The sequence below is a fragment of the Azospirillum sp. B506 genome, from assembly GCF_000333595.1.
Lineage (GTDB): Bacteria > Pseudomonadota > Alphaproteobacteria > Azospirillales > Azospirillaceae > Azospirillum.
Genome location: NZ_BADK01000190.1, coordinates 1 through 12,460, shown reverse-complemented (window position 1 = coordinate 12,460; position 12,460 = coordinate 1). Strand labels below are relative to the sequence as shown.

The 12,460-nt window shown below is 67.6% G+C and carries 14 protein-coding genes; 2 read left to right on the top strand and 12 right to left on the bottom strand.

From position 1 onward, the window contains the following. The 6 genes from I71_RS06530 to I71_RS06505 form a co-directional block, all read right to left on the bottom strand. The coding region (locus tag I71_RS06530) for an ABC transporter ATP-binding protein (protein WP_042692668.1) at window positions 1-444 on the bottom strand (444 nt) is incomplete at its 3' end. Further along, window positions 437-1,183, bottom strand: a complete 747-nt coding sequence (locus I71_RS06525) for an ABC transporter ATP-binding protein (RefSeq protein ID WP_042692665.1) — start codon at window positions 1,181-1,183, stop codon at window positions 437-439. The genes I71_RS06530 and I71_RS06525, both read right to left, overlap by 8 nt. Continuing rightward, window positions 1,170-2,168, bottom strand: a complete 999-nt coding sequence (locus I71_RS06520) for a branched-chain amino acid ABC transporter permease (protein ID WP_042692662.1) — start codon at window positions 2,166-2,168, stop codon at window positions 1,170-1,172. The genes I71_RS06525 and I71_RS06520 overlap by 14 nt, the downstream gene beginning before the upstream one ends. After that, the gene (locus I71_RS06515; RefSeq protein WP_042692659.1) at window positions 2,165-3,037 is read right to left on the bottom strand and encodes a branched-chain amino acid ABC transporter permease; all 873 of its coding nucleotides are present in this window, start codon (window positions 3,035-3,037) and stop codon (window positions 2,165-2,167) included. Before I71_RS06515 ends, I71_RS06520 begins: the two co-directional genes overlap by 4 nt. Window positions 3,038-3,145: 108 nt before the next feature. Next, complete coding sequence (locus I71_RS06510; protein ID WP_042692656.1) at window positions 3,146-4,390, bottom strand: ABC transporter substrate-binding protein; 1,245 nt, start codon at window positions 4,388-4,390, stop codon at window positions 3,146-3,148. 5 nt (window positions 4,391-4,395) lie between these two features. Continuing rightward, window positions 4,396-5,265 (bottom strand): GntR family transcriptional regulator, encoded by an 870-nt coding sequence (locus tag I71_RS06505; RefSeq protein WP_042692654.1) that lies wholly within the window; start codon window positions 5,263-5,265, stop codon window positions 4,396-4,398. A gap of 381 nt (window positions 5,266-5,646) precedes the next feature. Here I71_RS06505 and I71_RS06500 point away from each other — a divergent pair, with 381 nt between their 5' ends. Continuing rightward, complete coding sequence (locus I71_RS06500) at window positions 5,647-5,955, top strand: putative quinol monooxygenase (protein ID WP_042692651.1); 309 nt, start codon at window positions 5,647-5,649, stop codon at window positions 5,953-5,955. 13 nt (window positions 5,956-5,968) lie between these two features. Here I71_RS06500 and I71_RS06495 read toward each other — a convergent pair whose 3' ends face one another. Next, entirely contained in the window at window positions 5,969-6,553 is a 585-nt protein-coding gene (locus I71_RS06495; protein ID WP_042692648.1) for a TetR/AcrR family transcriptional regulator, read from the bottom strand. A gap of 142 nt (window positions 6,554-6,695) precedes the next feature. On the opposite strand from I71_RS06495, the gene I71_RS06490 reads away from it, so the two are divergent. Then, window positions 6,696-7,910 carry an acetyl-CoA C-acyltransferase gene (locus I71_RS06490; RefSeq protein ID WP_042692671.1) on the top strand — a complete coding sequence of 405 codons (1,215 nt, stop codon included), beginning with the start codon at window positions 6,696-6,698 and terminating at the stop codon, window positions 7,908-7,910. 57 nt (window positions 7,911-7,967) lie between these two features. Here the strand turns inward: I71_RS06490 and I71_RS06485 are convergent, their stop codons facing one another. The 5 genes from I71_RS06485 to I71_RS35660 form a co-directional block, all read right to left on the bottom strand. Beyond that, window positions 7,968-8,732, bottom strand: coding sequence for a hypothetical protein (locus I71_RS06485; RefSeq protein WP_042692646.1), 765 nt, complete (start codon window positions 8,730-8,732; stop codon window positions 7,968-7,970). Window positions 8,733-8,809: 77 nt separating this feature from the next. Beyond that, the gene (locus I71_RS06480) at window positions 8,810-10,192 is read right to left on the bottom strand and encodes an L-serine ammonia-lyase (protein WP_042692641.1); all 1,383 of its coding nucleotides are present in this window, start codon (window positions 10,190-10,192) and stop codon (window positions 8,810-8,812) included. A 66-nt stretch (window positions 10,193-10,258) separates the two neighbouring features. Further along, the gene (gene glyA, locus I71_RS06475; RefSeq protein WP_042692638.1) at window positions 10,259-11,533 is read right to left on the bottom strand and encodes a serine hydroxymethyltransferase; all 1,275 of its coding nucleotides are present in this window, start codon (window positions 11,531-11,533) and stop codon (window positions 10,259-10,261) included. A gap of 15 nt (window positions 11,534-11,548) precedes the next feature. Continuing rightward, window positions 11,549-12,103 carry a sarcosine oxidase subunit gamma gene (locus I71_RS06470; protein ID WP_042692635.1) on the bottom strand — a complete coding sequence of 185 codons (555 nt, stop codon included), beginning with the start codon at window positions 12,101-12,103 and terminating at the stop codon, window positions 11,549-11,551. An 11-nt stretch (window positions 12,104-12,114) separates the two neighbouring features. After that, window positions 12,115-12,381 (bottom strand): glycine cleavage T C-terminal barrel domain-containing protein, encoded by a 267-nt coding sequence (locus I71_RS35660; protein WP_244433677.1) that lies wholly within the window; start codon window positions 12,379-12,381, stop codon window positions 12,115-12,117. Window positions 12,382-12,460 lie beyond the last annotated feature (79 nt).

The following is a 12,460-nucleotide window of genomic DNA, read 5'->3' as shown; positions in this document are numbered from 1 at the left end:
CGATGGCAGCATCTGCTGTTCGCCACCCGACAGGGTTCCGGCCAATTGACCCTCGCGCTCCTTCAGGCGGGGGAAGGTGGCGAAGATGCGCTCCAGGTTCCGTGCGCGGTTCGGCTTGCCGCGCCGGTAGCTGCCGAGTTCCAGATTCTCGCGGATCGACAGGTTGGGGAAGATCTTGCGGCCTTCCGGCACCTGGATCAGACCCTCCTCGACGATTCGCGCGGCGGACTTGCCGTCGATGCGGGTGCCGCCGAACCGGATCTCGCCGGACCAGGGCGGCAGCACGCCCGACAGCACCTTGTTCAGCGTCGTCTTGCCGACACCGTTGGAGCCGAGCACGGTGACGATCTCGCCGGCATGGACGGCCATGTCGATGCCGCGCAGCACCTCGGTCGCACCATAGCCGGTCTTCAGGCCACGGATTTCCAGAAGCTGTTCAGCCATGGACCGCCCCCTCCGCCCTCAGACGGGCGGCGGCACCGTGGCCGAGATAGGCCTCGATCACACGGGTGTCGGCGCAGACGACGGCGGGCGGCCCCTCGGCGATCATGCGGCCCTGGGCCAGCACATAGACGCGCTCGCACAGGTTCATCACCGCCTGCATGACGTGTTCGATCATCAGGATCGTCACCCCTTCGTCGCGGATACCCCGGATCACCGGGATGATGTCGCGGATCTCCGACGGGTTCAGGCCGGCCAGCACCTCGTCCAGCAGCAGCAGCTTCGGCTCGGTGGCGAGCGCGCGGGCCAATTCCAGCCGCTTGCGCCCGGCCACAGTCAGCCCGCCCGCAGGCCGGTCCAGCTCGGCGTCCAGCCCGACGCGGCGTGCGACATCGCGCGCCTTCGCCGTGGCATCGGACCGTTTGGCATGGCGCAGATAGGCGCCGACGGCAATGTTCTCGCACACCGTCAGCCCGGCGAAGGGCTGGACGATCTGGAAGGTGCGGCCGATGCCGCGCTCCGCCCGGCGGTGCGGCTCCTCGGCGGTGATGTCGGCACCCTCGAAGCGGATGCGTCCCTCGGTCGGGGCGACGAAGCCCGAGATCATCGAGAACAGCGTGGTCTTGCCGGCGCCGTTGGGACCGATCAGCCCGATGATGCCGCCGGGTTGCAGCGACAGGGTCGCGCTGTCCACCGCCATCAGCCCGCCGAAACGCTTGGAAACGCCCTCAACGGCCAGCATGGGAAACCTCCTTGGAGCCGCGCGCCATCACCCCGCGGCCGCGGTCGCGCAGCCGCTCCAGCAGACCCAGGATGCCGCCGCGGGCAAAGGCCACGGCCAGCACCAGCACGCCGCCGAAGACGATCAGGTCGATGCCGGGGATGCGGCCGGCGAACTGCTTGGCGACCTCGCCCAGCCCGTGCAGGGTCAGCGCCCCGACCACCGGACCGAAGACCGTGCCGACGCCGCCGATGATCGGGGCCAGCAGAAGCTCGACCGAAATCCAGCTGCCATAGGCGATGTTGGCGTCGATGTAGAGGAAATACTGGGCATAGAGGCAGCCGGACAGCGCCGTGACACCACCGGACAGGGCGATGGCGCGCAGCTTCACCGTCAGGGAATTGACGCCCAGCGCCTTGGCCGCATCCTCGTTCTCGCGCACCGCCACCAGCTGCGCCCCGAAACGGGAGCGCTGGATCCAGCGTGTCAGCAGCAGCACCGCGGCGACCAAGGCCAGCACCAGCCAGTAGAAGACAGCACGGTCGGCGAATTGCAGGTTGGCGGCGCGGACATCCAGCTTGATCAGCAGGCCGGCGGCTCCGCCGGTGAAGGAGGCGGCATTGGCGAGAATGCGCAACACCTCGGCGAAGGCCAGCGTCACCAGCGCGAAGTAGGAGCCGCGCAGGCCCGAGCGGAAGCTGAGGAATCCGATGACCCAGCCGACCGCCGCACCGGCCGCCGTCGCCAGCACCAGCCCGGCCCAGGCGTTGACGCCATAGCGCAGTTGCAGGATCGCCGTCACATAGGCGCCGGTGCCGAAGAAGGCGGCATGGCCGAAGCTGAACTGGCCGCCGAAGCCGCCCAGGATGTTCCAGCCCTGGGCGCCCAGCGCAACGATCAGCATGAAGACCAGGAAGTTCAGCACCGGGCTGGAGGTCACCGCCAGCGGCAACAGCGCCGCCAGGATGGTCAGGACGGCGATCGGGATCAGGTCGCGCGCGGTCATGCCTTGGCTCCGAACAGTCCGGTCGGCCGCACCAGCAGCACGGCGATGAAGATCAGGAAGATGCCGATCTGGCCCAGGCTGTCGCCCAGGAACAGGCCGCACAGGCTCTCCACCACCCCGATGAACAGGCCGCCGAGCAGCGCGCCGGGCAGCGAGCCCATGCCGCCCAGCACCACCACGGTGAAGGCGACCAGCACGAAGGCGCCGCCGATGCGCGGGTTGACGTAGAAGGTCGGCATCAGCAGCCCTGCCGCGACGGCGAGACAGGCACAGCCCAGCCCGAAGGTGACGGCATAGACATGCGGCACGTCGATGCCGACCAGATTGGCGCCCAGCTTCTCCTTGGCTACGGCGCGGATCGCCTTGCCGGTGTCGGTACGGTTCAGCACCAGCCACAAGAGACCGGTGACCACCACCGCCACCCCCAGCCCGATCAGGCGCGGATAGCTGAGCAACAGCGGCCCCAGCGCCACCACCTGGAAGGAATAGTCGGTGTCGAGCGTCCGGGTGTCGGACTGGAACAGCGCCAGCAGGACATTCTCCAGCACGATGGACAGGCCCAGCGTGACCAGCAGGATGTTGCCGTCGTCGCCATGGCTGGCCGGTCCGATGACGAAGCGCTGCAGCCCGTAACCGAGCGCGAACATCAGCGGCACCAGCGGCAGGATGGCGAGATAGGGATCCATGCCCAGCCAGGCCCAGGCGATCCAGACCGCGAACATGGCGCAGGTCAAGAGCGCGCCATGGGCGAAGTTGATGATGTGGAGCACGCCGTAGATCAGCGTCAGGCCAAGCGCGATCAGGGCATAGACCGCGCCGGTCATCAAACCGTTCAGCGCCGCTTCCAGGATGATCTGAGGGGAATACATGGCAGCCCGCGCATGAGGGAAATGGTCCCCTCACCCGCTGCCGGCCGGCCGGATCGCGGCAGCCCTTGCGGGTGGGGGGAATGCGGAGATGCGACGGCTAAAAACCGATCAGGCCGCCGGGAAGTTGGCCTTCGCCTCGGCGAATGCGTCGGGGAAGATCACCTTGATGTCCTCACCCTGGATCTGGGTGTTGATCGGGGTGGCCGCCTCGTTCTGGCCGTTGACGAACTTGGTCGGGCCATAGGGCATGATGTGGCCGGCGAAGGTCGAGGCGTTCAGCGCCTCGATGATCTGCCTGCGGTCGGTGGAGCCGGCCCGCTCGATGGCGTCGGCCAGCAGCAGCACGTTCGAGTAGTTCAGCGAGACATTGTAGGCGAAGGACTTGCCCTGCGCTTCCACCGCCTTGCGCAGGGCCAGCGCCTTCGGGTTCTTCGGATCGTGCCAGTGGTTGCAGTCGATGACGTTCTGCGCCGCCTGCGGGAACTCCTTGACGAAGCGGCCATTGGATGCCGCCCCGCCGAGGATGGCATAGATGCCCTTCGGCTTGATCCGCTGCTGCTGCATGGTGCGGGCGAGCAGCACGAACTCGCCGTAATAATTGGACGGGATGACCAGATCAGGATTCAGCGAGCGGATGCGCAGCGCCACGTTGGACATGTCGCGCGCCGGCGTCGGATGGGCGATGGTCTCCAGAATCTCGAAACCGCGCTTGGGCAGCTCGGTTTGCAACAGCTTGGCGAGGCCGGAGCCGAACAGCCCGTCCTCATGCACCAGCACCACCGTCTTCGCCGGCTTGCCGGCCTTGTCGTTGATGGCGGTCAGGTTGTCGAGCGCCACCTGCGTGACCTTGCCGAAGCCGGGGCTGAAGCGGAAGGTGTTGGTCAGGCCGCGGGCCATGATCTGGTCCGACACGCCGACATCGACCAGATAGGGCAGGTCATAGCGCGCCGCCGCCTGCGAGGCGGCAAGGCAGATCGGGCTGGCGAAGCCGCCGACGATGGCCGAAACGCCTTCGGCCTGCATGCGCTCGACCTCCTGCGTGCCGGCTTCGGGAGTCGAACGCGCATCGCCGAAGACCATTTCGAGCTTGGCGCCGTCCAGCGACTTGATGCCGCCGGCCGCGTTGATCTCGCTGATGGCCATCTCCGCCCCGGCGCGGCCGAGGTCGCCGTCATGGGCCAGCGCGCCGGTCACCGGCTGGAGGATGCCGATCTTCACCACCGCGGTCTGCGCCCGCAGCACCGACGGCGCGGCGAACGGCAGCGCCGAGACCGCGGCAGCCGCGGCACCGGTTTTCAGAACCGTGCGGCGGGAAATGCCGGAGAGGGTGGTGTCCTGTACCGAACGTCCCATAACGCTCAACTCCTCTGTTTGATGGCCCGCGCGGTGCGGGTGGGCTTTTCGCCCAGTTTGTTTTTGTCGGGCTTGCTTTTTTCGGCTTTGGTCTTGTCGGTGCCACGCGGCCAGCCGAGCGCCGGGCTCCAGCGCCGTTCTCCGTCGTTGCCGGTGCGCACCAGATCCATATGGAAGCTGTAGCGGTCGGGCCGATACAGCGCATGCAGATGCTCCACGCCTCGGCCCGATGGCTCGTAGACGATGCGGGTCAGGGTCAGCAGCGGCGAGCCGATTTCCAGATCCAGCGCCGTCGCCGCTTCCGGTCCGGCCAGCGTGGCGTTGATCGCCTGGGTGGCGCGCTCCGTCGTCACGCCCGACCGTTCGATCAGTTCCAGCAGCGGGTGGGCCGCCAGTTCGGCTTCCGAATAGGTCAGGCCGATCCATTCCGGCACATGGGTGGTCAGGTAGGAAAAGGGCTCGCCATCGATCAGGCGGACGCGCACCGACCGCTGGACCCGCTCGCCGGGCTTCAGCCCCAGGCTTTCGGCAATCTGGTCCGATGGAACGCCGTAGCCGAAGGACAGCAGCTTCACGTCGGTGCTGCGGCCCATGTCGATCAGGTGCGACAGCACGTTCGACAGGTCGGCGACGATGGGCCGGACGGCGCGCGTGTCATGGACGAAGGTCCCGGAGCCGGCCTTGCGCTGCACCAGCCCCTCTTTTTCCAGCAGGTCCAGCGCCCGGCGCACGGTGACCCGCGACACGGCATGCTCGGCCGCCAGAGCCGGTTCGCCCGGCAGGCGCGTGCCTGCCGGCAGTTCACCGGCGACGATGCGGTCGCGCAGCAGAAGGTAGATCCTGCGGGCCTTCAGAGGTTCGACCGCCGACTTCACAGCACTCCGCCTCCCCATCCACCGGAAACCGCCCCAATGGGACCCAAACCTGTCCATCCACCAGACAGGAACCTGTATGATGGATAATACAGCTTTGGTCAACAGCGATGTTGGTGCCGCGGACGATAGGAGGCCGAATCCGGGAAGCCGGCTGGCACGGACAAGGATCCCCCCGTCGGACAGAAGCCCACTCCACCCATCAATGCGATTTTCCTCTCGTTGAAATCGCAACTATGCGTTTCCGTTTTCGATTTTCCCGGCCTATCCCTTCATCACAGGCCAAGGGGCCGGGTTGCCAGCGCGTCCGGAGCGCGCCAGGATCGGCGAAACTCCGGCATTGCGACGTTTCAAATCCAACCATCCATAAGGGGAGACATCACCATGACCGTTCCGCCCAGCGAACAGGTGCAACTCGTCGCCTATCTCGTCGCCAAGCCGGGCCAGGAGCAAGCCCTGGCCGACGCCATCACCGCCATCGTCCCCGACGTGCTGAAGGAGCCGGGCTGCATCGCCTACTCCGCCCATGTCGACCGCAAGAAGCCCGGCACCATTGTGATGTACGAAATCTGGAAGGATCAGGCCGCGCTCGACACCCATGCCAAGGCCGCAGCCTTCACCGGTCTCGCCGCACAGTTCGAAACACTGCTGGGCGAACCGCTGCGCATCGATCTGCTGCGCCGCATCGCCTGATCGCCGGAGCCGGTCAGGCGTCGCCCATCGCCGGCTTGCCAAGGTCCGTGCGTGCTGCCGCCAGGATCTCTTCCGACAGGGCGGGATCGTCGACAGCACGCGCGAGGACCAGCGCGCCGACCATCCCCGACAGGGTGGCGAGCGCCGCCTTGCGCCTGGCGTCCTCCGACCGGCCCGGCACCAGCCGGCCAAGCACCTCAAGAAAGGGCCGCAGCCCACGGGTAAAGGCGCTCCGCGCCATCCCGCCCTGTCTGGCGGCATCGACACCGAGTGCGGCAATGGGACAGCCTGCGGCGCTGTGGTCGCGATGGCGCGGTGACAGATAGCTGTCCAGCAGCGCCGCCAGCGCATCGTCGCCCTTGGTCTCCGCCGTCCGTCCCCAATTTTCCGCCGCCACGGCCATCGCGTGGGCGCAGGCCTCGGCCGCCAGATCCTCCTTGGACGCGAATTGGCCGTAGAAGCCGCCATGGGTCAGGCCGGCCTCCTTCATCAGGTCGGCGACGCCGATGCCGTTGAAGCCGCGCTCGCGGAACAGCGCGCTCGCCACCTCGACGACCCGGCGCCGGTTCTCCGCCGCCTGCTCCTTGCTCACGCGCATGATTCACCCTCCCTGTCAAGTCACCCGAATGCCGAAAGGCGACCCGTTGACAAATTATATGACGATCATCATCATTTATGCAAACATGACGGCCGTCATTTATTTCCCGCTCCACCGGGCCGTCGATCCGGAGACCGCAACCATGCAGACCGCCTCCCTTCGGGCTTCCCCCACTCAGGACCCCGTCGTCATCGTGTCCGCCGTCCGTACGCCGCTCGGGCGCTTCCAGGGGGAGCTGGCAGCGCTGCCGGCAACGGCTCTGGGCGCCCGAGCCATCACCGCGGCGGTGGAGCGGGCCGGACTGCCGCCCGCCAGCATCGACGAGGTGCTGATGGGCTGCGTCCTGCCCGCCGGCCAGGGGCAGGCGCCGGCGCGGCAGGCTGCCCGCGGCGCCGGACTGCCTGACGCGACGGGGGCGACCACGATCAACAAGGTCTGCGGGTCGGGCATGAAAGCCACCATGCTCGCCCATGACCTGATCCGGGCCGGATCGGCCGACATCGTGGTGTCCGGCGGCATGGAGTCGATGACCAACGCCCCTTACCTGCTGGCAAAGGCGCGCGGCGGCTACCGCATCGGCCATGACCGGCTGCTCGACCACATGATGCTGGACGGTCTGGAGGACGCCTATGAGGGTGGCCGTGCCATGGGCGATTTCGGCGAGGCGACGGCCGAGGCCTATGGCTTCTCCCGTGCCGAGCAGGACGCCTATGCGGCGCAGACGCTGACCCGCGCCCGTGCGGCGGTGGAAAGCGGCGCCTTCGCGGCGGAAATCGTGCCGGTCACCGTTCCCGCCAAGGGTGGGGAGCGGGTGGTCGGCCAGGACGAGAACCCGCTGAAGGTTTCCCCCGACAAGATCCCCGCCCTGAAGCCGGCCTTCCGCCGGGACGGGACGATCACGGCCGCCAGCTCGTCGGCCAATGCGGACGGAGCCGCCGCCCTGGTGCTGACCCGGCGGTCGGTGGCGGAAGCGTCCGGTTTGCCGATCCTGGCGGAGATCCGCGGCCATGCCACCCACAGCCACGATCCGGCCTGGTTCACCACCGCTCCCATCCCGGCGATCCGGAAATTGCTGGACAAGCTCGGCTGGTCGGTGGGGGATGTCGAGCTTTTCGAGATCAACGAGGCCTTCGCCGTCGTCGCCATGGCGGCGCAGCGCGACCTGGGAATCCCGGCCGAGCGCCTGAATGTCAATGGCGGGGCCTGCGCGCTCGGCCACCCCATCGGCGCCACCGGGGCACGGCTGATCGTGACGCTGCTGCATGCGCTGGCGGCGCGGGGGCTGACACGGGGCGTGGCTTCCCTGTGCATCGGCGGCGGCGAAGCCACGGCCATCGCCATCGAGCGCGTCGGCTGAGGCGGGCCGAAGGGCGATCCGGCCGGCCTGGAAGGGCGTCGGGGAACGGGGGCAGTATCACAGGGTGAACAGCACCGCCCCCGGCGTCCGTTCGAGAAGACCGGTCAATCGCCACTCAAAGCTGATCGCCGCCCAGACCCCCACCGGACGCTCCACGATCAGAAGATCGTCTTTGGCATCGGGCAATGCGGCGGATTGCGGATCGGCGGTCCGCCGCACCGTCGAGACCTGGACAGGGCAATGGCAATCGATCAGGCGCAGCCACTCGGACTCCTGCTCCGGACTGCTCCCATGGTCGAGGATGAGGCGGACCGACGCCAAGGCTGGAAACAGCCGTCGGGCGATGCCGAAGGAAAGCGGCTCGCGCGGCGGTCCGTTCGCCAGAATGGTGACGCTGCGGCTAAGGCAGGACGGTGTCTCCCGCGGGGCCACCAGAACCGCCTTGAACCGCTGCGCATCGGCATTCCAATAGGCCGGGCTGCTGGACAACGGCCGGCCGAACGGCGGGCGGCCGACCAGCAGAAGATCGAAATTTCCGACCGGCGGTCCATGAACGAGTTGGAGCGCTCCATCACCGGGAAGCGCAGCCGCAACGCGGCGTAGGTGAGCTGCAGCGGCCTGCAGCAGCACCTCTTCGTCCCGGTCCTGCCGAAGGACATGCGGATCCATGAAGCCGTGGGCGGCCGGCCCGGCGCCCGGTTTCCGTTCCGAAGGACCGGCGACAACGGCAATGCCCTGGGTCATCGACAGCAGCCAGCCGCAAGCCAGCAACGGCTCCAGATCGCCATCCAGTGCAGAAAATACCTTGGCACCGGCACGCATGCGGTCGACCTTGGCTATAGATGGGGCAGTGGATGGGGCCGAGGCCGGAGGGGCCGGCGGCAAACCGGTGGAGGGCGTCAGCACTCCGGCAGATTCACCGCAAGCCCACCCAGGCTGGTCTCCTTGAACTTGGTGCTCATTTCCTCGCCGGTCTGCCGCATCGCCTGGATGCAGTTGTCCAGCGGCATGAAATGCTGGCCGTCACCGCGCAGCGCCAGGGAGGCCGCGGCCACCGCCTTGGTCGCTCCGATGGCGTTGCGCTCGATGCAGGGCACCTGGACCAGACCGGCGACGGGATCGCAGGTCATGCCGAGGTGATGCTCCAGGGCGATTTCCGCGGCATTCTCCACCTGTTCCGGCGTTCCCCCCAGCACGGCGCACAGCCCCGCCGCAGCCATGGCGGCGGCCGATCCGACCTCGCCCTGGCAACCGGCCTCCGCCCCGGAGATCGAGGCATTGTGCTTGATCAGGCCGCCGATGGCCGCGGCGGTCAGCAGGAAGTCGGCGACCTTCGCCGGCTCCGCCCCGGCGCAATGGTCGAGGTAATAGCGGATCACCGCCGGTACGACGCCGGCCGCCCCGTTGGTCGGCGCGGTCACCACCCTGCCGCCGGCCGCATTCTCCTCGTTGACCGCCATCGCATAGATGGCGAGCCAATCGGAGGCGACATGCGGCAGGCTGGAGTTGGCTCCACGCTCGCGCAAAAGCTGCTGATGAATGGCCTTGGCCCGCCGTTTGACCTTGAGGCTGCCGGGCAACTGGCCATCCAGGCTGAGGCCACGCTCGATGCAGCCGTTCATCGCCGCCCAGACGGCGCCGAGCTTCTCGTCGACCTCGGCGGCGGAGCGGACGACGATCTCGTTGGCGCGCTTCATCTCGGCGATGGACGCACCGCTCTCCCGCGCCATCCGCAGCATCGCCGCGGCGTTGTGGAAGGGATAGGGCCAGCCGACGCACTCGGTCTCGAACGCTGCCGCCGGAGCTTCCCGTTCCGCCGCGGTGACGACGAAACCGCCGCCGATGGAGTAGAAGATTTCCGACAGCACCACCTTGCCGGCCCGGTCCAAAGCCTGGAAAACCAGCCCGTTGGCATGGCCCGGCAGCGGCGGCCCGAAGTCGAAGACCAGATCGGCTTCCGGATCGAAGTCGAATGCCGGGAGACCGGCGGGGTGCAGTCTCCGCGTCCGCCAAAGCTCGGCAATGCGCTCCTCGGCCTCGTCGACGTCAAGATTGTCCGGGCGGTAATCGAGAAGCCCCAGCAACACCGCCCGATCCGTCGCATGGCCCTTGCCGGTGAAGGCGAGCGAGCCATGCAACCGCACCCGGAGCGCTGCAGGCGCGGCATCCGCCGACGCCCGCAGCATGTCGAGGAACCGCACTGCCGCGGACATCGGACCCATCGTGTGTGACGAGGACGGGCCGATGCCGATCTTGAACACATCGAAAACGCTGAGAAACATCGGGCGCCTCGTCAGGTCAATACAGTTGGCCTTTTAAGCAAAATTTCCCAGCGGCGCGAGACCCTATCAGCCATAGATCGGGAAGCGCTCGCACAGGTCGCGCACTTCGCCATGCACCCGCTTCTCCACCTCGGCATTGCCGTCCGGGCCGGCGGCGGCAAGGGCGTCGACGACGGTCAGGATCAGCTCGCCGATGCGGACGAACTCCGCCTCGCCGAAGCCGCGGGTGGTGCCCGCCGCAGTGCCGAGCCGGATGCCGGAAGTCACCGCCGGCTTTTCCGGGTCGAAGGGGATGGCGTTCTTGTTGCAGGTCAGCCCGGCCCGCTCCAGAGCCCGCTCGGCGTCGCGGCCCTTCACGCCCTTCGGCCGCAGATCGACCAGCACCATGTGGCAGTCGGTGCCGCCGGAGACGATGTCCAGACCGCCCTTCACCAGCGTGTCGGACAGAACCTTGGCGTTGGTCACCACCTGCGCGGCATAGGCCTTGAACTCCGGAGTCAGCGCCTCGCCGAAGGCGACGGCCTTGGCGGCGATGACATGCATCAGCGGACCACCCTGGTTGCCGGGGAACACCGCCGAATTGAACTTCTTGGCCAGCGCCTCGTCATTGGTCAGGATCATGCCGCCGCGCGGACCGCGCAGGGTCTTGTGCGTGGTGGTGGTCACGACATGGGCATGCGGCAGCGGGTCCGGATAATTGCCGGTGGCGACCAGCCCGGCGTAATGGGCCATGTCCACCATCAGATAGGCGCCGACCTCGTCGGCGATGCGGCGGAACGCGGCGAAATCGATCACCCGTGGATAGGCGGAGGCGCCGGCGACGATCAGCTTCGGCTTGGTTTCCAGCGCCTTGGCGCGCAGGGCGTCATAGTCGATCCGCTGGTCGCTCTCGCGCACCTCGTAGCTGACGATGTCGAACCACTTGCCCGACATCGTCACCGGCGACCCGTGGGTCAGGTGGCCACCATGGGCCAGCGACATGCCCATCACCCGGTCGCCCGGCTGCAACAGCGCCAGGAACACCGCCTGGTTGGCCTGGGCGCCCGAATGCGGCTGGACATTGACGAAGCCGGCGCCGAACAGCTTTTTCGCGCGGTCGATGGCGATGGTCTCGACCTCGTCCACGAACTGGCACCCGCCGTAATAGCGGCGGCCCGGATAGCCTTCGGCGTATTTGTTGGTGAGGATGGAACCCTGGGCGGCCAGCACGTCCGCCGAGACGATGTTCTCCGAGGCGATCAGCTCGATTTCATATTTCTGGCGGTTCAGTTCGCGGTCGATGGCCGCCGCGATCGCGACATCGGCGAGATCGGATTTCGGCAGGGTCTGATGACGGGTCATGTGCGTTTCTCTCGATCAGAGGCCGAGCGCGATTTCGCGGCTGACGGCGTGCAGGATTCCCCAGACATGGTCGGCGAAGGAGCGCCAGACCTCGATCCGGAAGCGGGTCTTGTCCTCGCGGATCAGGACGATCTGCGCCTTGTCGAACAGGGTGCGGCAGCCGGTGCCGACCGCCATCGCCTCGACATCGAAGGCAATGGCGGAGCGCAGGGCGAGCGCCGCGGCCTCCCCCTCGACCAGGATGCCGACCTCGCGATGGCCGATATCGACCAGGCTGTGCGGCTCCTGAAGGGCGGCGAAGGCGTCGGCGATGCCGTCGCTCTCGGCGACCGGCGCGGTCAGCACCCACTCGTCGGGGCCGAGTTGCAGGGCCATCCGGCCGCCGGCCTCCACCATCCCGCCGATGCGGGTGGGGAGCGGCATGCCGATGGCGGCCCCGGCCGATTGCACGGCGGCAGGATCGATGCGCAGGCTGAAGCGGGCGATATCCTCGGCGGCACGGATGCTCAGCCGGCTTGCGGTGTCGCCGGGGATGGTCTTGCCCAGCAACGGGTGGTTGGCCAGAAGCACGACGAAGCCTCCTATGCGCTGAGACGGGTGTTCTCGGGGTCGACGAACACCATGCCGGTGATCGTCGCGGCATGGACCTTGTCCGGCATCGGCACATGCACGGTCTTGCCTTGCAGCGACCGGCCGCCCTGGATCACCGCCAGAGCGATGGACCGCCCCAGCTCGGCACTCCAGTAGGACGAGGTCACATGACCGACCATGTCCATCGGCACCGGCTGGTTCGGGTCGAGGACGATCTGCGCCCCTCCTCCAGCACGGTCTTCGGGTCGCTGGGTCACAGGCCGACCAGCTGCTTGCGATCCTTTCGCAGCATGTCCGGGCGGGACAGCGACCGCTTGCCGACGAAGTCGGCTTGGT

Bases quoted from the DNA above. Each gene is read 5' to 3' on its own strand.
- glyA (WP_042692638.1), bottom strand. From the start codon at position 11,533: ATGACCCGTCATCAGACCCTGCCGAAATCCGATCTCGCCGATGTCGCG.
- I71_RS06495 (WP_042692648.1), bottom strand. From the start codon at position 6,553: ATGCGCGTGAGCAAGGAGCAGGCGGCGGAGAACCGGCGCCGGGTCGTC.
- I71_RS06485 (WP_042692646.1), bottom strand. From the start codon at position 8,732: ATGCGTGCCGGTGCCAAGGTATTTTCTGCACTGGATGGCGATCTGGAG.
- I71_RS06490 (WP_042692671.1), top strand. From the start codon at position 6,696: ATGCAGACCGCCTCCCTTCGGGCTTCCCCCACTCAGGACCCCGTCGTC.
- I71_RS06500 (WP_042692651.1), top strand. From the start codon at position 5,647: ATGACCGTTCCGCCCAGCGAACAGGTGCAACTCGTCGCCTATCTCGTC.
- I71_RS06525 (WP_042692665.1), bottom strand. From the start codon at position 1,183: ATGCTGGCCGTTGAGGGCGTTTCCAAGCGTTTCGGCGGGCTGATGGCG.
- I71_RS06520 (WP_042692662.1), bottom strand. From the start codon at position 2,168: ATGACCGCGCGCGACCTGATCCCGATCGCCGTCCTGACCATCCTGGCG.
- I71_RS06510 (WP_042692656.1), bottom strand. From the start codon at position 4,390: ATGGGACGTTCGGTACAGGACACCACCCTCTCCGGCATTTCCCGCCGC.
- I71_RS06480 (WP_042692641.1), bottom strand. From the start codon at position 10,192: ATGTTTCTCAGCGTTTTCGATGTGTTCAAGATCGGCATCGGCCCGTCC.
- I71_RS06515 (WP_042692659.1), bottom strand. From the start codon at position 3,037: ATGTATTCCCCTCAGATCATCCTGGAAGCGGCGCTGAACGGTTTGATG.